This window comes from Blautia massiliensis (ex Durand et al. 2017), assembly GCF_001487165.1.
GTDB lineage: Bacteria > Bacillota > Clostridia > Lachnospirales > Lachnospiraceae > Blautia_A > Blautia_A fusiformis.
On record NZ_LN913006.1, the window covers coordinates 318,388 to 339,321 of the forward strand.

At 45.9% G+C, this 20,934-nt stretch carries 22 protein-coding genes; 20 read left to right on the forward strand and 2 right to left on the reverse strand.

The window, feature by feature from the left end; all coding sequences use genetic code 11:
- The 11 genes from BN3261_RS02485 (at position 1) to thiI (ending at position 12,531) form a co-directional block, all read left to right on the forward strand.
- Complete coding sequence (locus BN3261_RS02485; RefSeq protein WP_021652326.1) at positions 1-855, forward strand: carbohydrate ABC transporter permease; 855 nt, start codon at positions 1-3, stop codon at positions 853-855.
- A 41-nt stretch (positions 856-896) separates the two neighbouring features.
- Entirely contained in the window at positions 897-2,006 is a 1,110-nt protein-coding gene (locus BN3261_RS02490) for a glycoside hydrolase family 172 protein (RefSeq protein WP_021652327.1), read from the forward strand.
- A gap of 15 nt (positions 2,007-2,021) precedes the next feature.
- On the forward strand, positions 2,022-3,275 hold the full coding sequence (locus BN3261_RS02495) for an ABC transporter substrate-binding protein (protein WP_235812331.1): 1,254 nt from the start codon (positions 2,022-2,024) through the stop codon (positions 3,273-3,275).
- Between the two features lie 176 nt (positions 3,276-3,451).
- Positions 3,452-4,495, forward strand: coding sequence for a heat-inducible transcriptional repressor HrcA (hrcA, locus tag BN3261_RS02500; protein ID WP_059085387.1), 1,044 nt, complete (start codon positions 3,452-3,454; stop codon positions 4,493-4,495).
- Positions 4,496-4,513: 18 nt separating this feature from the next.
- Positions 4,514-5,149, forward strand: a complete 636-nt coding sequence (grpE, locus tag BN3261_RS02505) for a nucleotide exchange factor GrpE (protein WP_059085388.1) — start codon at positions 4,514-4,516, stop codon at positions 5,147-5,149.
- A 53-nt stretch (positions 5,150-5,202) separates the two neighbouring features.
- Positions 5,203-7,095, forward strand: a complete 1,893-nt coding sequence (gene dnaK / locus BN3261_RS02510; RefSeq protein WP_015527076.1) for a molecular chaperone DnaK — start codon at positions 5,203-5,205, stop codon at positions 7,093-7,095.
- Between the two features lie 21 nt (positions 7,096-7,116).
- Positions 7,117-8,307, forward strand: a complete 1,191-nt coding sequence (gene dnaJ / locus BN3261_RS02515; protein WP_021652330.1) for a molecular chaperone DnaJ — start codon at positions 7,117-7,119, stop codon at positions 8,305-8,307.
- A 158-nt stretch (positions 8,308-8,465) separates the two neighbouring features.
- The gene (prmA, locus tag BN3261_RS02520) at positions 8,466-9,419 is read left to right on the forward strand and encodes a 50S ribosomal protein L11 methyltransferase (protein ID WP_021652332.1); all 954 of its coding nucleotides are present in this window, start codon (positions 8,466-8,468) and stop codon (positions 9,417-9,419) included.
- 4 nt (positions 9,420-9,423) lie between these two features.
- Positions 9,424-10,167 carry a 16S rRNA (uracil(1498)-N(3))-methyltransferase gene (locus tag BN3261_RS02525; protein WP_021652333.1) on the forward strand — a complete coding sequence of 248 codons (744 nt, stop codon included), beginning with the start codon at positions 9,424-9,426 and terminating at the stop codon, positions 10,165-10,167.
- A gap of 3 nt (positions 10,168-10,170) precedes the next feature.
- The gene (locus tag BN3261_RS02530; RefSeq protein WP_021652334.1) at positions 10,171-11,325 is read left to right on the forward strand and encodes a cysteine desulfurase family protein; all 1,155 of its coding nucleotides are present in this window, start codon (positions 10,171-10,173) and stop codon (positions 11,323-11,325) included.
- A 24-nt stretch (positions 11,326-11,349) separates the two neighbouring features.
- Positions 11,350-12,531, forward strand: coding sequence for a tRNA uracil 4-sulfurtransferase ThiI (gene thiI, locus BN3261_RS02535; protein WP_015527083.1), 1,182 nt, complete (start codon positions 11,350-11,352; stop codon positions 12,529-12,531).
- Positions 12,532-12,697: 166 nt separating this feature from the next.
- Here the strand turns inward: thiI and BN3261_RS02540 are convergent, their stop codons facing one another.
- Complete coding sequence (locus BN3261_RS02540) at positions 12,698-12,934, reverse strand: HPr family phosphocarrier protein (protein ID WP_015527084.1); 237 nt, start codon at positions 12,932-12,934, stop codon at positions 12,698-12,700.
- A 133-nt stretch (positions 12,935-13,067) separates the two neighbouring features.
- Between BN3261_RS02540 and mtaB the strand changes: the two genes are divergently transcribed.
- From mtaB to BN3261_RS02585, 9 genes are all read left to right on the forward strand, one after another.
- Entirely contained in the window at positions 13,068-14,396 is a 1,329-nt protein-coding gene (gene mtaB, locus BN3261_RS02545; protein ID WP_021652336.1) for a tRNA (N(6)-L-threonylcarbamoyladenosine(37)-C(2))-methylthiotransferase MtaB, read from the forward strand.
- Positions 14,397-14,581: 185 nt separating this feature from the next.
- A complete protein-coding gene (locus BN3261_RS02550; protein ID WP_015527087.1) occupies positions 14,582-14,854 on the forward strand; it encodes an IreB family regulatory phosphoprotein in 273 nt (90 codons plus the stop codon).
- 1 nt (position 14,855) lies between these two features.
- Positions 14,856-15,308 (forward strand): Holliday junction resolvase RuvX, encoded by a 453-nt coding sequence (gene ruvX / locus BN3261_RS02555; protein WP_059085389.1) that lies wholly within the window; start codon positions 14,856-14,858, stop codon positions 15,306-15,308.
- Between the two features lie 92 nt (positions 15,309-15,400).
- Positions 15,401-15,670 carry a DUF1292 domain-containing protein gene (locus BN3261_RS02560; protein ID WP_059086846.1) on the forward strand — a complete coding sequence of 90 codons (270 nt, stop codon included), beginning with the start codon at positions 15,401-15,403 and terminating at the stop codon, positions 15,668-15,670.
- Positions 15,671-15,951: 281 nt separating this feature from the next.
- A complete protein-coding gene (locus BN3261_RS02565; protein ID WP_044962008.1) occupies positions 15,952-17,586 on the forward strand; it encodes a ribonuclease J in 1,635 nt (544 codons plus the stop codon).
- A 4-nt stretch (positions 17,587-17,590) separates the two neighbouring features.
- A complete protein-coding gene (locus BN3261_RS02570) occupies positions 17,591-17,929 on the forward strand; it encodes a YlbF/YmcA family competence regulator (protein WP_015527090.1) in 339 nt (112 codons plus the stop codon).
- A gap of 11 nt (positions 17,930-17,940) precedes the next feature.
- Positions 17,941-18,345, forward strand: coding sequence for an endolytic transglycosylase MltG (locus BN3261_RS02575; protein ID WP_015527091.1), 405 nt, complete (start codon positions 17,941-17,943; stop codon positions 18,343-18,345).
- Positions 18,342-19,034: an O-methyltransferase gene (locus tag BN3261_RS02580; RefSeq protein WP_059085390.1), complete on the forward strand. Its 693-nt coding sequence runs from the start codon at positions 18,342-18,344 to the stop codon at positions 19,032-19,034. The genes BN3261_RS02575 and BN3261_RS02580 overlap by 4 nt, the downstream gene beginning before the upstream one ends.
- Positions 18,994-20,217, forward strand: a complete 1,224-nt coding sequence (locus BN3261_RS02585) for a peptidase U32 family protein (protein WP_015527092.1) — start codon at positions 18,994-18,996, stop codon at positions 20,215-20,217. Before BN3261_RS02580 ends, BN3261_RS02585 begins: the two co-directional genes overlap by 41 nt.
- A 54-nt stretch (positions 20,218-20,271) precedes the next feature.
- Here the strand turns inward: BN3261_RS02585 and sigK are convergent, their stop codons facing one another.
- Positions 20,272-20,901 carry an RNA polymerase sporulation sigma factor SigK gene (sigK, locus tag BN3261_RS02590; protein ID WP_059085391.1) on the reverse strand — a complete coding sequence of 210 codons (630 nt, stop codon included), beginning with the start codon at positions 20,899-20,901 and terminating at the stop codon, positions 20,272-20,274.
- Positions 20,902-20,934: the final 33 nt, after the last annotated feature.

Sequence of the window (20,934 nt, forward strand, 5' to 3'; positions counted from 1 at the left end):
GTGAAGAATACAGGAAAATATAATGTTTATCATGGAGTGGTAGCCGTTGGAAGATGGGTTCTGTTTGCAGTTGTGGCTTTTCTGATCCTGTTCCCGGTTTACTGGATCTTTATTTCTTCGATCACACCGTCAGGAGAACTGTTTAAAACACCGATCGATTATCTTCCGGATCATCCCACACTGGAAAGCTATAAATTTCTGATACAGAATGTAGGACTGCTTTCAAAGATCGGAAATACAGTTCTGATCGTAGGCATTACACTTGTGATCAGTACCGTGCTGTGTGCAATGGCTGCCTATGGCTTCTCAAGATTTAACTCAAAGGGAGTTTCTGTTGCATTTGCGTTTGTTCTGGCTACCATGCTGATCCCTGAGGTTGTCACAGCCCGCCCGCTGTATGAGTTTATGCAGAAGGTAAAGCTGTATGATACATATCCGGGACTTATCCTTCTTTATATCAGTACCGTTATACCGTTTACGGTTCTGATCCTCAGAAACTTTGTCGGTGAGATCCCGATCTCACTGGAGGAGGCAGCTGCTATTGACGGCGCATCTTTTTCACAGAGACTGTTTACGATCGTTCTGCCGCTGATGAAGCCGGCAATCGCTACGGTTTGCATTATCAACTTTATTACCTGTCTGAATAACTTTTTCACACCGTTGTTTTATTCAAATGGTATTCAGGTACTTTCTGTTTCCATCGTACAGCTTCCGTTACGTGACAACATGTATGGAGTTCCGTGGGATCTGGTCAGCGCCATGGGATGGATCATCCTTCTTCCGATCATTATCTTTGTAGCTGTTTTTGAGAAACAGATCATGGATGGTATCATGGCAGGTGGAGTAAAAGCGTAAATATAATATTTTTAATTTCCAAAAGAGAGGAGAAAACAGATATGTATCAGGCATTTACAGGCGGACTGGGAGGGATCGCACTTGCAAAGCATGGAAAAAGCCGTGCGATCAACGCAGAAAATCCTCATGGAGAAAAAGGCAGAGGCGGTATGGCTGCAAGTCATCTGGGACCGTCCAGAAAAGGAAGCCCGTGTCTCAGGGATATTGAGCCGGGAACTGTGGTAACTCTGGCAGAAATGGAAGGACCGGGACAGATCAATCATATCTGGATCACCGTTGATAACAAGACTACAGAGGCAGATTGCTTTGTACTGAGAGATCTTGTAATCCGTATGTACTGGGATGACGAGGAAACTCCTTCCGTGGAAAGTCCTCTGGGTGATTTCTTCTGCTGCGGATTCGGAAGGGAATGTTTTGTAAATTCTGTTCCGGTGGCTGTTGTTCCAAACAGGGGCTTTAACTGCTATTTCCCGATGCCGTTTAAGAAGAAAGCAAAGATCACACTGGAAAACCAGCATGCAAATAAAATCCCGGCTTTCTTTTATCAGGTAGATTACTGTCTCTATGATGAGCTTCCGGACGATATTGCTTATTTCCATGCGCAGTGGAGAAGGGAACGGTTGACAGAAAAAACAAAAGATTATACAATTTTGGATGGAGTAAAAGGAAAAGGCCATTATATAGGAACCTACATGGCACTTACCACACTGGAACGTTACTGGTGGGGCGAGGGAGAAATGAAGTTTTATATTGACGGAGATGAGGAGTATCCGACCATCTGTGGAACAGGAACGGAAGATTACTTTGGTGGTTCCTGGAGTTTTGCCAAACAGGTGGATGGAAAAACCGTGGAACAGAATTATAACACGCCGTATCTGGGATATCCGTATTATTCTGCCCATGACGAGCTGATCCACAATTTTTATCATAATGATGACTGCCCGCCAATGAGAGGCTTTTACAGATGGCATTTACAGGATCCAATCTGCTTTGAAGAGGATCTTCGCGTTACGATTCAGCAGATAGGCGTCGGATACCGTGGCCTGTTTGAACGACAGGATGATGTGGCAAGTGTAGCGTACTGGTATCAGACACTTCCTCATGCACCGTTCCAGCCGTTGATGTCAAAAGAGGATAGATGGCCCAGATAAAAAGGGTGGTAGAGATTGAAAAAACAGGTATTTTGCGGGGTATTTGCCCTGGCTCTGGCAGTGACAGGATGTGGAGTCCAGAAGAAGGAGGCTGCATCTGATATTGTGCCGGAGAACAGACAGGAACTGACGATCCTTCATGTGGATGCAGGCACAGAAGGCTTTGATTCTTTTATCAGCCAGGCGGAAAAAGATCTTGGAATAAAGATCCATATTGAAAAATGTCCGGCCAATGCGGACAATCGCCAGGCCAAAATAGCAACTCTTCTGACATCAGGAGATGATTCTGTTGATCTGATCACAGTAAATGATGAGATGATATCCGAATTTAAACATAAGGGATTTCTTCTTCCGTTGGAAGATACGGTTATGACAGAGGAGACAGCGGCGAATTTTCTGCAGGAATACCTGAAAGAAATATGCATGTCAGACGGACATATTTTTTCGGTACCGTTCAGGATGGATATCATGGCATTCTGGGTGAACCAGGAATTGCTGGATCAGGCTGGTCTGGACAGACTCTCCTGTCTCAGTGATCTTGAGATCCTTCAGAAAAAGCTTCAGAATACGGGAAAATATGCATATGGGGATGCATGGGAGATTTCTTACATATATAATAGTATCAGCGAGTATGTCGATTTTTTCGGAGGAGATTATACAGACTGGACGGATCCGAAAACAAGAGAAGCGGCAGAATATATGAAGCGAATGCTGGATACAGGGATGATATCAGAGGAGAATCTGATCGACCAGCATGACCAGCTGAATGAAAAATTTATAAACGGCCAGTATGGATGTATGTTTATGTATACCGGTGTGTTGAGTACTTTTCAGAATGCAGGCGTGTATGGAAAAGATAAGATCCATATGGCACCATTTCCGGAATTTGACGAGAAGGTGACCAATATCGCAACCTGGCAGTATGTACTGAATAAAAATTCTGATCATAAAGAAGCAGCTCTGAAGTTCCTTCAGTATGTGTCCGGATATGAGGCCAGTAAAAATTACGGACAGCTGATAAAAATGTGTCCGGCAAGACTGGATGTGATCGAGGATAAGAATTTTGATCTGGATGGCATTGAAATGATCCGGCAATATCTGAAAGATTATAAGCTGAAAGCAAGACCACTGTGTGCCGATTCCATAGAAGCCGTTTCGTCCATGGGAACGGAATTTCAGAAATATATGCTGGGACAGAAAACAGAAGCGGAATTTTTTGCCGGGGCACAGAACTGCATAGACCAGTATTACAAAAAAGCATCGTACTGATGCTTTTTTTGTTTTGAAAAAATAAGAACTTTTTTTCAAAACATATTGACAAATATTTTACATGGTGATATCTTAAAGACTGTAGATGTTAGCACTCCACTAAAATGAGTGCTAACAGATGTAAAAAAAGAATCAACATCCGTCAGGAAAGAATAAAAAGGAAAGGAGATGGATTCATGGAAGAGGTGTTGAATGAGCGCAAGCAAAAAATCTTAAAAGCAATCATCAAGACCTATATGGAAACCGGAGAACCGGTTGGTTCCAGGACCATTTCCAAGTATGCGGATCTCAATGTCAGTTCCGCAACGATCCGAAATGAAATGTCAGACCTGACAGATATGGGCTATATCGTCCAGCCTCATACCTCAGCAGGAAGGATTCCTTCAGATAAGGGCTACAGACTTTACGTCAATGAGTTGATGAAGGAGAAGGAAGCGGAGGTCGCAGAGCTGCGAGATCTGATCATTGAGAAGACAGATAAGATGGATAAGGTGCTTAAGAAGGTTGCGAAGGTTCTTGCTTCCAATACCAACTATGCTACCATGGTTTCCGTTCCGCAGTACAGCGGCAACAAGGTCAAGTTCATCCAGCTGTCGAGGATGAGCGAGCTTCAGCTTGTGGCAGTGGTTGTCAGTGACAACAACACAGTCCGGAACCAGATCATCAATCTGGATGAGGAAATGGACGACCAGACGATCCTGAAACTGAATCTTCTTCTTAACACCAATCTCAATGGGATCCCGATCCAGGATATCAATCTTGGGATGATCGCCAGACTGAAGGAACAGGCAGGCAGCCACAGCGGTGTGGTGGCAACGGTTCTGGATGCAGTGGCAGCCACCATTCATGTGGAAGAGGAAGATATGGAGATCTATACTTCAGGTGCAACTAACATCTTCAAGTATCCGGAGCTTGCCGATAAAGAGAAGGCAACGGAGCTGATCTCCGCATTTGAGGAGAAGCATGAACTTGCCGATCTTGTAAAAGAACAGATGTCAGATGGAGAGAATACAGGAATCCAGGTTTACATCGGTGATGAGATGCCAATCCAGACCATGAAGGACTGCAGCATTGTAACTGCCAGATATGAACTGGGAGACGGAATGTACGGAACCATCGGGATCATCGGTCCCAAACGAATGGATTATGAGAATGTAGTGGACAGTCTGAAGGAACTGAAGAATCATCTGGATGACGTTTTGAAAAAGAAGAAAACTTAGAAAGGCGGTAGAAAAAAAGTGTCGGAGGAAACAAAGAAAACATCCGAAGAGCAGGAAGCGGAGAAGGAAATCCCCGTAACTGACGGAGATCAGGAAGAAGAAAACCTGACACCGGAGGGAGAAGATCTGCCGGAGGAAGAAAACAATACTCCAGGCGAAGAAGCTGCCTCAGAGGATAAAAAAGAAGAAAAATCAAAAACTTCCTTCTTCGGAAAGAAGAAAAAAGATAAATCTGAGCAGAAGGTGGAGGAACTTACCGATCGCCTGAAGCGTACCATGGCTGAATTTGATAATTTCCGTAAAAGAACGGAAAAAGAAAAATCCAGTATGTACATCATCGGAGCAAAAGAGATCGTTGAAAAGATCCTGCCGGTTGTGGATAACTTTGAAAGAGGTCTTGCACAGGCACAGGAAGGCGATGCTTTTGCAGATGGAATGAAAATGATCTACAAGCAGCTTACCACAACACTGGATGAGCTTGGCGTGAAGCCGATCGAAGCAGTGGGAAAGGAATTCAACCCGGATTTCCATAATGCAGTGATGCATGTGGAGGATGAAGAGGTTGGAGAGAACATCGTGGTGGAAGAATTCCAGAAGGGTTACACCTACAAGGATTTCGTAGTACGCCACAGTATGGTGAAGGTTGCGAACTAACTGACAACAAACTTTATTTTAACAGATACAGACTAAAACAGGAGGAAAAAATCATGGGAAAGATTATTGGTATTGACTTAGGTACAACAAACAGCTGTGTAGCCGTAATGGAAGGTGGACAGCCGACAGTTATCGCAAATACAGAAGGCGCAAGAACAACACCATCCGTTGTAGCATTCACAAAAACAGGAGAGCGTCTGGTAGGTGAGCCTGCAAAACGTCAGGCAGTTACAAATGCAGACAGAACGATCTCCTCTATCAAAAGAGAGATGGGTACCGATTACCGTGTAACCATCGATGACAAGAAATATTCTCCACAGGAGATCTCCGCAATGATCCTTCAGAAACTGAAAAAGGATGCAGAGGCATATCTTGGTGAGAAAGTAACAGAGGCAGTTATCACAGTTCCGGCTTACTTCAACGATGCTCAGCGTCAGGCTACCAAAGATGCAGGTAAGATCGCAGGTCTTGATGTAAAACGTATCATCAACGAGCCTACAGCAGCAGCTCTTGCATATGGTCTTGACAATGAGAAAGAGCAGAAGATCATGGTATACGACCTTGGCGGTGGTACATTTGATGTATCTGTGATCGAGATTGGTGATGGCGTTATCGAGGTTCTTTCCACAGCTGGTAACAACCGTCTTGGTGGAGATGACTTTGATAAGAAAGTTACAGATTACATGCTTTCCGAGTTCAAGAGAACAGAGGGCGTAGACTTAAGCAACGATAAGATGGCTCTTCAGAGACTGAAAGAGGCAGCTGAGAAAGCTAAGAAAGAGCTTTCTTCCGCAACAACAACAAACATCAACCTTCCGTTCATCACAGCAACTGCTGAGGGACCGAAGCATTTCGATATGAACCTTACAAGAGCTAAATTTGATGAGCTGACACATGATCTTGTAGAGATGACAGCAGAGCCGGTTCGCCGTGCACTGTCTGATGCAGGTATCACAGCTTCTGAGCTTGGCCAGGTACTTCTGGTTGGTGGTTCTTCCCGTATCCCGGCTGTACAGGATAAGGTAAGACAGTTAACAGGCAAAGAGCCGAGCAAGAACCTGAACCCGGATGAGTGTGTTGCACTTGGTGCTTCCGTACAGGGTGGTAAACTTGCAGGTGATGCAGGTGCCGGTGATATCCTTCTTCTGGATGTTACTCCACTGTCTCTGTCCATTGAGACAATGGGTGGTATCGCAACTCGTCTGATCGAGAGAAATACTACAATTCCTACAAAGAAGAGCCAGATCTTCTCCACAGCAGCAGACAACCAGACAGCTGTAGATATCAACGTTGTACAGGGTGAGCGTCAGTTCGCGAAAGACAACAAATCCCTCGGCCAGTTCCGTCTGGATGGAATCCCGCCAGCACGTCGTGGAGTTCCGCAGATCGAGGTAACATTTGACATCGATGCCAACGGTATCGTTAATGTATCTGCTAAGGATCTTGGAACAGGTAAGGAGCAGCACATCACGATCACAGCTGGTTCTAACATGTCCGATTCCGATATCGACAAAGCTGTCAAAGAAGCAGCTGAGTTCGAGGCTCAGGATAAGAAACGTAAAGAGGCTATCGACACAAGAAACAATGCAGACTCCATGGTATTCCAGGTTGAGAATGCACTGAAAGAAGCTGGCGACAAGCTTGACGCAAACGATAAAGCAAGTGTTGAGGCTGACCTCAATGCACTGAAAGATCTTCTTGCACAGACAGCAAATGCTCAGGAGCTTACTGATTCTCAGGTTGCAGATATCAAGGCTGCACAGGAGAAGATGATGGAGAGCGCTCAGAAACTGTTCTCCAAGATGTATGAGCAGACTCAGGGAGCTCAGGGTCAGGCTGGTCCTGGACCGGATATGGGCAACATGGGCGGAAACGCTGGTGCCCAGGGCGGAAATGAAGCAGGATACGGCGATGATGTTGTAGATGCTGATTACAAGGAAGTCTAAGACAAGTAGGAAATAATTACAATGGCTGATAAAAGAGATTATTATGAAGTCTTAGGTGTGGATAAAAACGCCGACGACGCAACATTAAAAAAAGCATATCGTAAGTTGGCCAAGAAATATCACCCGGATGTAAATCCGGGTGATAAAGAGGCTGAGGCGAAGTTCAAAGAGGCGACAGAGGCTTACTCCGTTTTAAGTGATGCCGACAAGAGAAGACAGTATGATCAGTTTGGTCATGCAGCATTCGAAAACGGCGGCGGAGGCGGTGCCGGCGGCTTTGGTGGATTCGACTTCAACGGTGCGGATATGGGAGACATCTTCGGAGATATCTTCGGAGACCTGTTCGGCGGCGGAGGCAGAACCAGACGGGCCAACAATGGACCGATGAAGGGTGCCAACCTTCGTGCACGTGTGAACATTACTTTTGAGGAAGCGGTTTTCGGATGCGAGAAAGAGCTGGAGATCGTTCTCAAAGATGAGTGTACCACATGTCACGGAACCGGAGCGAAACCGGGAACATCACCGGTCACATGTCCGAAATGTAAAGGCCAGGGTCAGATCGTTTACACTCAGCAGTCCATGTTTGGTATGGTACGTAATGTTCAGACCTGTCCGGACTGTAATGGAACCGGTAAGGTGATCAAGGATAAATGCAGTGCCTGCCGTGGAACCGGATATACTTCTTCCAGAAAGAAGATCCAGGTATCTGTACCGGCCGGTATCGACAATGGCCAGTGCATCCGTATCCGTGAAAAAGGTGAGCCGGGAACCAACGGCGGTCCGAGAGGAGATCTGCTGGTGGAGGTAAATGTAGCCCGTCATCCGATCTTCCAGAGACAGGATATGAATATCTTTTCAACAGCTCCGATCACATTTGCACAGGCTGCACTCGGCGGTGAGATGCGTATTAATACCGTTGACGGTGAGGTTTCCTATGAGGTGAAACCGGGAACACAGACGGATACAAGAATCCGCCTGAAGGGCAAAGGTGTTCCGTCATTACGTAACAAGAATGTTCGTGGTGATCACTATGTAACCCTGGTAGTCCAGACTCCGACAAATCTCAATGAGGAAGCAAAGAAAGCTCTGGAAGCTTTTGATGCGGCATGTGGAAACCGTCCGTCAGAGGACAGCACATCCGAGACTTCCGAAAAAACCGAAAAGAAGAAAAAAGGTTTCCGTGAGAAAGTTAAGGAAATGTTTGAGGAATAAATAAAGTGAAAACAGGAAAGAGGCACAAAATGCCTCTTTCTTTTTTTTCTGTATTCGTGTATATTAAAAGAAGTGCCCGTTTTCGAGACAATAGAAAACAGGCGACAGACTGGAATGAAAATCCGTAAATGTGTATACAGCATAAGGAGATATAAAAGATGAAATGGAACCGTTTTACACTTAAGACAAAAACAGAGGCAGAGGATATTGTGATCTGTACACTTGCCGAGGTGGGGATTGAAGGTGTGGAGATCCAGGACAAACAGCCGCTGACCGATGAGGACAAAGCACAGATGTTTGTGGATATCATGCCGGAGGGACCAGCAGATGACGGGATCGCATATCTGAACTTCTATCTGGAAGAGGATGCGGATACCGAGGCAATCCTGAAAGATGTGAAGGCTGCACTGGAGGATCTGAGAAGCTTTGTGGATATCGGAGAGGCAACCATCACAGAATCCCAGACAGAGGACAAGGACTGGATCAATAACTGGAAACAGTACTTCCATCAGTTCTATGTAGACGACATTCTGATCGTACCGTCCTGGGAAGAAGTGAAGGCAGAAGATAAGGACAAGATGATCCTCCACATTGATCCGGGAACTGCCTTTGGTACAGGAATGCATGAGACCACACAGCTTGTGATCCGTCAGCTGAAGAAATTTGTGAAGCCGGGAATGGAGATTCTGGATGTGGGAACCGGAAGTGGAATCCTGGGAATCGTTGCACTGAAGCTTGGTGCAGGTCATGTGGTTGGTACAGATCTTGATCCCTGTGCAGTTCCGGCAGTGTCTGAGAACAAGGAGGCCAACCAGATCGAGGAGAAATCCTTTGACATGATGATCGGAAACATCATCGATGACAAAGAAGTTCAGAATCAGGTCGGATATGAGAAATATGATATCGTAACTGCAAATATCCTGGCAGATGTTCTGGTACCGCTGACTCCGGTGATCGTTGCACAGATGAAAAAAGGCGCTTACTACATTACATCAGGCATCTTGGATGTAAAGGAGGATGTCGTAGTGAAGGCTGTAAAAGACGCCGGACTGACGCTTGTTGAGGTGACTCATCAGGGCGAGTGGGTATCTGTGACAGCAAGAAAGGACTGATCTCATGCAGCGATTTTTTGTGGAACCTCATCAGATCGACAGGGACAGACATGAGATCCGTATCACAGGAAATGATGTCAATCATATTGTCAATGTGCTCCGCATGAAAAAAGACGAGGAGCTCTGGATCAGCGATAAGGAAAAAGAATATCACTGTGTGATCGAAAACGCAGGGGAGAATGAAGTCCTGCTTCATATCCTCTATGTACAGGAGCCGGATTATGAGCTGCAGAACCGTATTTATCTTTTTCAGGGACTGCCGAAGGCTGATAAGATGGAGCTGATCATCCAGAAGGCAGTAGAGCTTGGAGCATATTCCGTAGTTCCGGTTTCAACCAGACGCTGCGTGGTAAAACTGGATAACAAAAAAGCAGAAAAAAAAGTATCCCGCTGGCAGCAGATCGCAGAAAGTGCGGCAAAACAGTCCAAGCGTATGCTGGTGCCGGAGGTACATTCTGTGATGACCTTTAAAGAAGCCCTTGTCTATGCAAAAGAACTGGACGTTCTATTGATCCCTTATGAGCTTGCAAAGGGAATGAAAGAGACGAAAGAACTGATCCGGTCGATCGAACCGGGAAAAAGCATCGGTGTCTTTATCGGCCCTGAGGGTGGTTTTGAAGAGCAGGAAGTGGCAGATGCCATGGAAGCCGGTGCGAAACCTATCACCCTGGGACACCGGATCTTACGGACAGAAACCGCGGGACTCGCAGTACTTTCTGTTCTGATGTTTCAACTGGAGGATGAATAGATTATGGAAGCATATTTTGACAATTCCGCGACAACGAGATGCTTCGATGAAGTAAAGGATATTGTCTGCAAAACCATGACAGAAGATTTCGGAAATCCTTCTGCCATGCATAAAAAGGGAATGGAAGCGGAGAATTATGTCCGCAGAAGTGCCCAGACCCTTGCAAAATTACTGAAAGTGAATGAAAAAGAGATTCTTTTTACCTCCGGTGGAACAGAATCGGATAACCTTGCTATCATCGGTGGTGTGGAAGCCAATAAGCGTATGGGAAACCATATCATCACAACTGCAGTAGAGCATGCAGCAGTGGCCCAGCCTTTTGCTTATCTGAAGGAACAGGGCTATGAGGTGACCACTCTTCCTGTTGATCATCAGGGTGTTGTAAAGCTGGATGCACTGGAAACGGCTCTTCGTCCGGATACCATTCTGGTGTCTGTGATGTACGTGAACAATGAGGTGGGAGCCGTGATGCCGGTAGAAGAGATCGGAAAGCTTGTCCATGAAAAAAGTCCGAAAGCACTTTTTCATGTAGATGCCATCCAGGCATTCGGAAAGTATCGTATCTATCCGAAAAAGCTGGGGATCGATCTTCTTTCTGTGAGCAGCCACAAGATTCATGGACCAAAGGGCGTAGGCTTTCTCTATATTAACGAAAAAGTAAGAGTACAGCCGCAGATCCTTGGCGGCGGACAGCAGAACGGTATGCGTTCCGGAACAGACAATGTGCCGGGGATCGCAGGCCTTGGCGTTGCCGCAGATATGGTATACACAGATTTTGATAAAAAGATACAGCACCTCTATGCTCTGAAGGAGCGGATGGCAGAGGGACTTTCAAAGCTTGGCGATATCACTGTCAACGGAATGCCGTTAATGGAGGGAGCGCCACACATCATGAGTGTAACCTTCCACGGAGTACGGAGTGAGGTTCTTCTCCATACGCTGGAAGAATTCGGAGTATATATTTCCGCAGGAAGTGCATGCTCCAGTCATAAGAGAAAACCGAGTGCAACACTGACAGCTATGGGACTTTCAAGAGCGGATGTAGAGAGTACCGTCCGCATCAGCTTCTGTGAGGAAAATACCTTTGAAGAGGTAGATTACTGCCTGGAAGCACTGGGAAAAACAATTCCGATGCTGCGCAGGTATGCACGTCGATAGAGAATACAGAAGAAAGGGATTTTTATGTTAGTACATGCATTTCTGATCAAATATGCGGAAATTGCCCTTAAGGGAAAAAACCGCTATCGTTTTGAAGATGCTCTCGTACATCAGATGGAGATCGCACTCTCCAAGATCGAGGGAGATTTTGAAGTAAAAAAAGAGCAGGGAAGAGTTTATGTATTCTGCCCGGAGAATTATGATTACGATGAGGCTGTAGATGCGCTGCAGCATGTATTCGGTATTGTAGGCATCTGCCCGGTTATGATCTATGAAGAACAGGGCTTTGAGAAGCTTGCCGAAGATGTTGTGGGTTATATGAAGCAGTGGCATCCGGACTTTAACGGAAGCTTCAAGGTCTGGACACGCCGCGCAAAGAAATCCTATCCGATCAGCTCCATGGAAGTCAGCGCTGAGCTTGGCGGACGTATCCTGGATGCGTTCCCGGAGGCAAGTGTAGATGTTCATCATCCGGAGCTGGATCTTTCTGTTGAGATCCGTGACAAGATTTACGTATATTCCCAGACCATTCCGGGCGCAGGCGGAATGCCCATCGGAACAAACGGAAAAGCCATGCTTCTTCTTTCCGGTGGGATCGACAGTCCGGTTGCCGGTTATATGATCGCAAAACGTGGTGTCAAGATCGATGCGGTATATTTCCATGCACCGCCCTACACCAGTGAGCGCGCAAAACAGAAGGTAGTGGATCTTGCCCGCCTGGTAGCCAAATACAGCGGACCGATCCGTCTCCATGTAGTTAACTTTACAGATATACAGCTTTATATTTATGATCAGTGTCCTCATGATGAGCTTACTATTATCATGAGAAGATATATGATGCGTATTGCCGAGCATTTCGCTAAAAAAGACCGTTGTCTCGGACTTATCACAGGTGAGAGTATCGGACAGGTTGCAAGCCAGACCTTACAGAGCCTTGCTTCTACAAATGAGGTCTGCACACTTCCGGTATATCGTCCGGTGATCGGCTTTGATAAAGAGGAGATCGTCCGTATTTCCAGAAAGATCGATACCTTTGAGACTTCTATTCAGCCGTTTGAGGATTGCTGTACCATCTTTGTAGCGAAACATCCTGTAACAAAGCCGAATCTTAAGGTGATCCGCCGTTCTGAGCAGAAGCTTTCTGAGAAGATCGATGAGCTTATGGAAACGGCTCTGAATACCACAGAGATCATTGAAATTCAGTGATCCGTTTTTAGATAAGAAAAAACAAATAGGGAACCTCGCTGCAGAGGTTCCCTGGAATTACCGATATATCAGGAAAAGGGAGTTCATTGAGAACAGAAGGATTCTGAAAGCATGAAAAAAAGAGGAACTGTATCCGATACAGTTCCTCTCAAATATACAGTATAGATTAGTCGATTGTATATTTGGAAATAATCTGCATTACGTTATCCAGAGCAGCGCCATCTGCATGGATGTTGAGGTCGATCGGCTTGGAAAGATCCAGGCTGAAGATACCCATGATGGATTTTGCATCGATCACATATCTTCCGGATACTAAATCAAAATCGCAGTCGAATTTGCTGATCTCGTTTACGAATGCTTTCACCTTATCGATGGAATTCAGTGAGATTTTAGCTGTTTTCATTATAATAACCTCCCTTGATAAATTTTTGTTGTTTTACAGCTTTCATCTTACCTGTCAGTACCCAAAAAGTCAAGGTGAAAAGAGATAAAAATTGTTTTAATAATTAGTTAAAGTGTAAAAAAAGTGAGGAAAAATGGGAAATAAAGTTGCATTACACAACCTGGGCTGCAAAGTAAATGCCTATGAGATCGAGGCCATGCAGCAGCTTCTGGAGGAGGCGGGATATGAGATCGTGCCTTTTGAGCCAGGAGCGGATATTTATGTGATCAATACCTGCACAGTAACCAATATTGCAGACAGAAAATCAAGACAGATGCTCCACAAAGCAAAAAAAATGAATCCGGAAGCGATCGTGGTGGCAACGGGCTGTTATGTACAGACCGGTGGCGAGAAACTGGAAAAAGACGAAGCCATTGATCTTGTTCTGGGAAATAACCAGAAGATCAATATTGTGGAGGCACTGGCCGAATATGCGGAAAACAAACCGGGCCATGGTTCCCATGTGATCAAGATCAATCAGACAAAAGAGTATGAGGAACTTTCCATTGATCATACAGCAGAACATGTAAGGGCATATATCAAGGTTCAGGACGGATGCAATCAGTTCTGTACGTACTGTATCATTCCTTATGCAAGAGGCCGTGTCAGAAGCCGGAATATTGAAAGTGTGCTGAAGGAGGTCCGTGCACTTGCGGAAAAAGGGTATAAGGAAGTGGTCCTTACAGGAATCCATTTAAGCTCCTATGGAGTGGATTTCCCGGAGGAGAAAAAAGAGACACTGCTTTCTCTGATCCGTGCTGTGCATGAGATCGAAGGAATCAGGCGTATCCGTCTGGGATCGCTGGAACCGGGAATCGTTACAAGAGAATTTGCGGAAGGGATCGCGGCGCTGCCGAAGGTATGCCCGCATTTCCATCTTTCTCTGCAGAGTGGCTGTGATGAGACCCTGGAGAGGATGAACCGCAGATACAGAAGCGGGGAATACAGAGAACGCTGTGAGCTTTTAAGAGAAGTGTATGGAAATCCGGCACTGACAACGGATGTGATCGTAGGCTTTCCGCAGGAATCGGAGGAAGAATTCCGGAAATCCTATGATTTTGTGGACAGCATCCGTTTTTACGAGACTCATATCTTCAAATATTCCAGAAGACAGGGAACAAAGGCGGCTGCCATGGACGGACAGCTGACAGAGGCGGAGAAATCCTTCCGCAGTGAGAAGATGATCGAGCTGCATCATCGTCATGCAGGGGATTATGAGAAATCCATGCTTGGCAAAAACCTGGAGGTACTGATCGAGGAAGAGTATACAAAGGATGGACGGACCTGGTATCTGGGACACAGCCGGGAGTATATAAAAACTGCTGTACCGAAATCGGAAGCTTATGGCGTAAATGATATCGTAATCGTAAAGGCAGAAGGCTTTCTTGAAGAGCATATCATGACCGGTGAAGCCGTGGAATGAAGAACGGGATCGTATGTTGAAAGGTTGTTTGTTCACTGGTAATATTTTGCGAAGCGTGTTACTGAGAACGGAGTGAACAGTAACGTTGACAGTTTGTATTCGCAATCCTCGTTAAATTTAAGATTGTAATTTATGTAAATTTATATTAAAATAAAAAAGAATATATTTTAAGGACGTGAGAGACAATGGCAGAGAATAATCTGGGAAATACACAGTATTTCAGAACAAAACCGGATCAGGAGCTTCAGGTAAAAGAAGTCCTGGATCTGGTGTACAATGCAATGGATGAGAAGGGCTACAATCCGGTGAATCAGATCGTAGGATATATTATGTCCGGAGACCCGACCTACATCACAAGCCACAAGGGTGCGAGAAGCATGATCATGAAGGTGGAGCGTGATGAGCTGGTAGAGGAGCTTCTCACCGAGTATATCAAGAATAAGTCCTGGGAACGGTAATATGAGAGTACTGGGACTGGACTATGGCTCGAAGACCGTTGGGGTTGCAGTGAGCGATCCCCTTGGTCTGACAGCCCAAGGTGTGGAAACCGTATGGCGCAAGCAGGAAAACAAGCTTCGTCGTACTCTGGCACGTATTGAAGAGATCATTTCGGAGTATCAGGTTACGGAGATCGTTCTGGGATACCCGAAAAACATGAACAATACAGTAGGAGAGCGGGCCGAGAAATCTCTGGAGTTTAAGGAAATGCTGGAGAAACGTACGGGTCTGCCTGTTGTTATGTGGGATGAGAGACTGACTACCATGGCGGCAGACCGTACTCTGGAGGAGACCGGTGTGCATAAGGAAGACCGTAAACAGTATCTGGATCAGGTAGCAGCAGTCTTTATCCTGCAGGGATATCTGGATGCTGCCGCATACAGAAGAGAGCAGCAGGAAAGCGTGGAAGAATGATCGGAAACGCAAATAGATATTTTGAGCGGATCAGGTAGCAAATGCGGATTGTGAATATCCGCTTGACAAGAACGGATAAGGAAGAATTAAATATGGAAAAAATAATATTTCAGTCAGACGACGGCACAGCTGCTGAGTTTTACGTAGAGGAGCAGACCAATATTGCGGGTGTGACTTATCTTTTGGTGTCCGATTCACAGGATGAGGAAGCAGACGCATATATTCTGAAGGATATTTCAGCTCCGGGAAGCACAGAAGCCTGTTATGAGATGGTCGAGGATGATGACGAACTTCAGGCTGTATATGCAGTTTTTCAGCAGATGCTGGATGACGTGAATTTTGAATGGAGGAGCGATTTTTGAAAAGCGAGAACAACGATGACAACAAAAATGCGGAGAGCAGAGTACAAGTTTCCGCAGGCGGTGCCAGAAGAACCGCAGCAAGACAAAAGAATGCCGGATCAAGAACAAGACAGTATCGTGGTGGCAGCAAAAACCGTCAGGATAAGCCTTTCCGGCCAACAGCAAAGAAAACAGCAGCCGGTGGCGCTGTAAAAAACAGCAGAAACACACAGAAACCGGCAAAGACCGGCGGCAGGCCATCCGGTCGGAAAACCGGCCGCAGAACAACATCCAAGCTTAAGATCATACCACTTGGCGGTCTGGAGCAGATCGGAATGAACATTACCGCTTTTGAGTATGGCGACAGTATTGTAGTTGTAGACTGTGGTCTTTCTTTCCCTGAGGACGATATGTTGGGAATCGATTTGGTCATTCCGGATGTAACATACCTTAAGGAAAATATTTCCAAGGTGAAGGGATTTGTGATCACTCATGGACATGAGGATCATATCGGAGCTCTTCCGTATGTGTTGAAAGAGATCAATGTTCCGATCTATGCTACCAAGCTGACACTGGGACTGATCCGCAACAAACTGAAAGAGCATAACCTTATGCGTTCTACCAAATTGAAAGAGGTAAAACACGGGCAGGTGATCAATCTTGGGGATTTCGCTGTGGAATTTATCAAAACGAATCACAGTATCCAGGATGCATCCGCACTTGCTATTTATTCACCGGTGGGAATCGTGATACACACAGGAGACTTTAAAGTTGATTATACACCGGTATTTGGAGATGCCATCGATCTGCAGCGTTTTGCAGAGATCGGCAAGAAGGGTGTGCTTGCACTGATGTGTGAGAGTACCAATGCAGAGAGACCGGGATTTACAATGTCCGAGCGTACAGTGGGACATGTATTTGATAATCTTTTTAATGAGTACCGGACATCCAGGATCATCATTGCAACCTTTGCATCCAACGTGGATCGTGTGCAGCAGATCATTAACACTGCATACCGGTTCGGAAGAAAGGTTGCTGTGGAAGGCCGCAGTATGGTCAATGTTATTTCCGTAGCGTCAGAGCTTGGCTATCTGCAGATCCCGGAGAACACACTGATCGAGATCGATCAGGTGAAGAATTATCCGGACGACAAGGTGGTTCTGATCACAACCGGAAGCCAGGGTGAGTCCATGGCGGCACTTTCCCGTATGGCAGCCAATATCCATAAGAAGATCACGATCAAGCCTAACGATACCATCATTTTCAGCTCCAATCCGATCCCCGGAAATGAAAAGGCAGTTTCCAAGGTCATCAACGAACTGTCTATGAAGGGAGCCAAGGTTATTTTCCAGGATGTCCATGTTTCCGGACATGCCTGCCAGGAGGAGATCAAGCTGATCTACTCCCTCGTAAAACCGAAATATGCCATTCCGATCCATGGTGAGTACCGTCATCTGACTGCACAGAAACACATTGTGGAAGATTTGGGAATCCCGAAGGAGAATATTTTTATCCTTTCTTCCGGAAATGTTCTGGAGTTGGACGGACAGGATGCCAAGGTGACAGGAAGCGTTCATACAGGTGCGATCTTCGTAGACGGACTTGGCGTTGGCGATGTGGGAAATATCGTACTCCGTGACCGTCAGCACCTGTCTGAAGATGGAATCATGATCGTAGTTATGACACTGGAGCGCCACAGTAATGTAGTTCTCGCAGGTCCGGATATCGTTTCCAGAGGGTTTGTGTATGTAAGAGAATCTGAGGATCTTATGGAGCATGCCAGACAGGTTGTGGAAACTGCACTGGATTCCTGCCTGGAGAACAATATCACGGACTGGGGCAAGATCAAAACCGAGGTCAAGGATGCCCTTGGAGAGTATCTGTGGAAACGGACCAAGAGAAATCCTATGATCCTGCCTATCATTATGGAGGCATAGGTTCATGGATGAGATCAGCATGGAGATCGAGAAGCTTCTCGATGCTGTGCACAGAAGCGATGAATATCAGGAATATCAGAAACAGGCAGCCCAGCTTGAAGCGGATCCTGAGCTGAAAGCCAGAGTGATGAGATTCCGTGGAGATAATTTCAGACTGCAGAATCATTCAGACAAGGATGAGCTGTTCCATATTGCGGAACAGCTCAATCAGGAGTCTGCAAGTCTGAGACAGAACCTGAAAGTAAATGCCTATCTCGACGCAGAGCTTGCGCTGTGCAGACTGATGCAGCGGATATGCAGGACGCTGGTGGATGGGATCGACATACAGATTCCTGACTTATAGGAGGAAAGACTATGGCAGACACAAGAGACAAGGTTGGCAGGGCCGGCGTTTTTCTGGCTGGAGGGGTATTTAAAACCGCTGTATATATCTTTATTATCGTATTTCTGATCTGGGTTGGAAAATCAGCATATCAGTTTGGCTACGATGTGTTTAACCAGCAGGCTATGAGCCCGGGAGAGGGACAGCAGGTCACGGTAGTCATAAAAGAAGGTGCTTCTGCATATAAAGTAGGCAAGACACTGGAGCAGAAGGGTCTTATCAAGGATGCGCTTGCATTTACCATACAGGAAAGAATGTCCGCATATCACGGACAGATCAAAGCAGGTACATACCTTCTCAGTACAGCTTATACACCGACCAGGATCATTGCAGTGCTGTCAGGAGAAGAGAGCAAGGAAGGATCGAACAGCCAGTGATCGTAGAAGAACGCATGCAGACCTATATCAATTCACTGGATATGGGGAATACTCCATTTCTGCAGGAGTTGGAGACAAAGGCACTTGCAGACCGGGTGCCGATCATCCGGAGAGATATGCAGAGCTTTATGAGGATGCTTCTGGCACTGAAACAACCGAAGTGCATTTTGGAGGTGGGGACTGCCGTAGGCTTCTCCACACTTCTTATGTGTGAGTATGGGCCGGAAGATATGGAAATTGTTACCATAGAGAATTATGAAAAAAGAATTCCTGTCGCAAAGGATAATTTCAGGCGCGCAGGAAGAGAGTCACAGATCACGCTTCTGGAGGGAGATGCCGGAGAGATCCTGAAGAATCTTACCGGAACCTTTGATATGATCTTCATGGACGCAGCCAAGGGCCAGTATATCCACTGGCTTCCTGACGTGCTGAGACTGATGAAAGAGGGAAGCGTGCTGGTATCTGACAACGTGCTGCAGGAAGGGGATATTATTGAATCTCATTATCTTGTGGAACGGCGTAACCGTACAATCTATAAAAGAATGAGAGAATATCTCTGGCAGCTGACTCACAGTCCGGTGCTTCGTACATCGGTGCTTCCTCTTGGAGACGGAGCGGCTGTAAGTGTAAAAACAGGAGAACAGGTTTATGAAACGACCAGAACTATTAGTTCCGGCGAGCAGCCTTGAGGTTTTAAAGGTTGCCGTCATATATGGTGCAGATGCTGTTTACATCGGCGGAGAAGCTTTTGGACTTCGTGCAAAGGCTAAGAATTTTTCAAAAGAAGATATGTGTGAGGGAATCGCATTTGCCCATTCCCATGGTGTAAAGGTTTATGTGACAGTAAACATCCTGGCGCATAACCGTGATCTTGAGGGGGTAAGGGAATATCTTCAAGAACTGAAGGAGATCGGACCGGACGCACTGATCATCGCAGATCCGGGAATCTTTATGTATGCAAAGGAAATCTGCCCGGAGATCGAGCGTCACATCAGTACACAGGCAAATAATACCAATTATGAGACTTACCGTTTCTGGTATAACCTTGGTGCCAAACGTGTGGTAAGTGCAAGAGAGCTTTCTCTGGAAGAAATCCGGGAGATCCGGGCACATATTCCGGAGGATATGGAGATTGAAACGTTTATTCACGGTGCCATGTGCATTTCCTATTCCGGAAGATGTCTTCTCAGTAACTTTATGGCAGGAAGAGATGCCAATCAGGGAGCCTGTACCCATCCCTGCAGATGGAAATATTCTGTTGTGGAGGAGAAGCGTCCGGGAGAATACATGCCGGTATTTGAAAATGAGAGAGGAACTTTTATTTTTAATTCCAAGGATCTCTGTATGGTAGAACATATGGAAGATATCCTTACAAGCGGTATTGACAGCCTGAAGATCGAAGGACGTATGAAAACAGCTCTTTATGTGGCAACAGTGGCAAGAACCTACCGCAAAGCCATTGACGACTGTATGGAAAGTCCGGAAAAATATCATGCAAATATGCCGTGGTATCAGGAGCAGATCTCAAACTGTACCTACCGTCAGTTTACCACCGGATTTTTTTACGGAAAGCCGGATGAGAATACCCAGATCTATGACAGCAACACATATGTAAGAGAATACACATATCTTGGATTTGCAGAAGAGATCGATGAGAGAGGTCTGGCAAGACTGACACAGAGAAACAAGTTTTCTGTAGGAGAGACCATCGAGATCATGAAACCGGACGGAAGGAATATTCCGGTCACAGTGGAAGCCATTTATAATGAAGAGGGCGAAGCTATGGAGAGTGCACCACATGCTCAGCAGAGGATCTATGTGAAACTGACTGAGATGCCGGAGGTATTTGATATTCTCCGAAGAGGTGAATGATCCGAAAGGGTGGATAAGAGAGTAAAGGGGAGAACGAAAAGAACGTTCTCCCCTTTACTGATTTTCAGGAAAAAGAGTACGGAGTTTTCGAAGAGCGTTCTTTTCGATACGGGATACATAGGAGCGGCTGATGGAGAGATTTTCAGCAATCTCTCGCTGGGTCAGTGGCTCCTGACCATTCAAACCGTAGCGGCAGCAGATCACCTGGTATTCCTTTGGGGAGAGTACTGTCCGGATATAACGGAGAAGATAGGAAATGCTGTCCCTTTTGAAACAATCATCCACAACATCAACGGGTGGACTTTCAATGATATCGAGAAGGCTGATCTCGTTGCCTTCCCGGTCTGTGCCGATGGGTTCATAGAGAGAAACTTCTCTGGAACGTTTCCTGCGGGCACGGAACATCATGAGAAGCTCATTGTCAATGCACCGTGCAGCATAAGTGGAAAGCTTGGAAGTCCGGCTGGGATCAAAGGTGGAAATGGCTTTGATCAGACCTATGGTGCCTATGGAGATCAGATCATCCTGATCCTCGTCACATCCCTGATATTTTTTTGCAACATGTGCTACGAGGCGGAGATTGTGTTCGATAAGGATATTTTTTGCTTCCGGATCGCCCCTTTGGAGCTGTAGAAGATAGAACTGCTCTTCCGCAAAAGAAAGCGGTTTCAGAAAGGTTTTCAAGGGTTCACCTCAAAGGGGATTTCCTTATAGCTT

Coding starts and splice junctions, on each gene's coding strand:
- BN3261_RS02585 (WP_015527092.1), top strand. CDS start 18,994: ATGAAACGACCAGAACTATTAGTTCCGGCGAGCAGCCTTGAGGTTTTA.
- prmA (WP_021652332.1), top strand. CDS start 8,466: ATGAAATGGAACCGTTTTACACTTAAGACAAAAACAGAGGCAGAGGAT.
- dnaJ (WP_021652330.1), top strand. CDS start 7,117: ATGGCTGATAAAAGAGATTATTATGAAGTCTTAGGTGTGGATAAAAAC.
- BN3261_RS02570 (WP_015527090.1), top strand. CDS start 17,591: ATGGATGAGATCAGCATGGAGATCGAGAAGCTTCTCGATGCTGTGCAC.
- ruvX (WP_059085389.1), top strand. CDS start 14,856: ATGAGAGTACTGGGACTGGACTATGGCTCGAAGACCGTTGGGGTTGCA.
- BN3261_RS02550 (WP_015527087.1), top strand. CDS start 14,582: ATGGCAGAGAATAATCTGGGAAATACACAGTATTTCAGAACAAAACCG.
- BN3261_RS02540 (WP_015527084.1), bottom strand. CDS start 12,934: ATGAAAACAGCTAAAATCTCACTGAATTCCATCGATAAGGTGAAAGCA.
- BN3261_RS02490 (WP_021652327.1), top strand. CDS start 897: ATGTATCAGGCATTTACAGGCGGACTGGGAGGGATCGCACTTGCAAAG.
- BN3261_RS02560 (WP_059086846.1), top strand. CDS start 15,401: ATGGAAAAAATAATATTTCAGTCAGACGACGGCACAGCTGCTGAGTTT.
- BN3261_RS02525 (WP_021652333.1), top strand. CDS start 9,424: ATGCAGCGATTTTTTGTGGAACCTCATCAGATCGACAGGGACAGACAT.
- mtaB (WP_021652336.1), top strand. CDS start 13,068: ATGGGAAATAAAGTTGCATTACACAACCTGGGCTGCAAAGTAAATGCC.
- BN3261_RS02575 (WP_015527091.1), top strand. CDS start 17,941: ATGGCAGACACAAGAGACAAGGTTGGCAGGGCCGGCGTTTTTCTGGCT.
- BN3261_RS02530 (WP_021652334.1), top strand. CDS start 10,171: ATGGAAGCATATTTTGACAATTCCGCGACAACGAGATGCTTCGATGAA.
- hrcA (WP_059085387.1), top strand. CDS start 3,452: ATGGAAGAGGTGTTGAATGAGCGCAAGCAAAAAATCTTAAAAGCAATC.
- dnaK (WP_015527076.1), top strand. CDS start 5,203: ATGGGAAAGATTATTGGTATTGACTTAGGTACAACAAACAGCTGTGTA.
- thiI (WP_015527083.1), top strand. CDS start 11,350: ATGTTAGTACATGCATTTCTGATCAAATATGCGGAAATTGCCCTTAAG.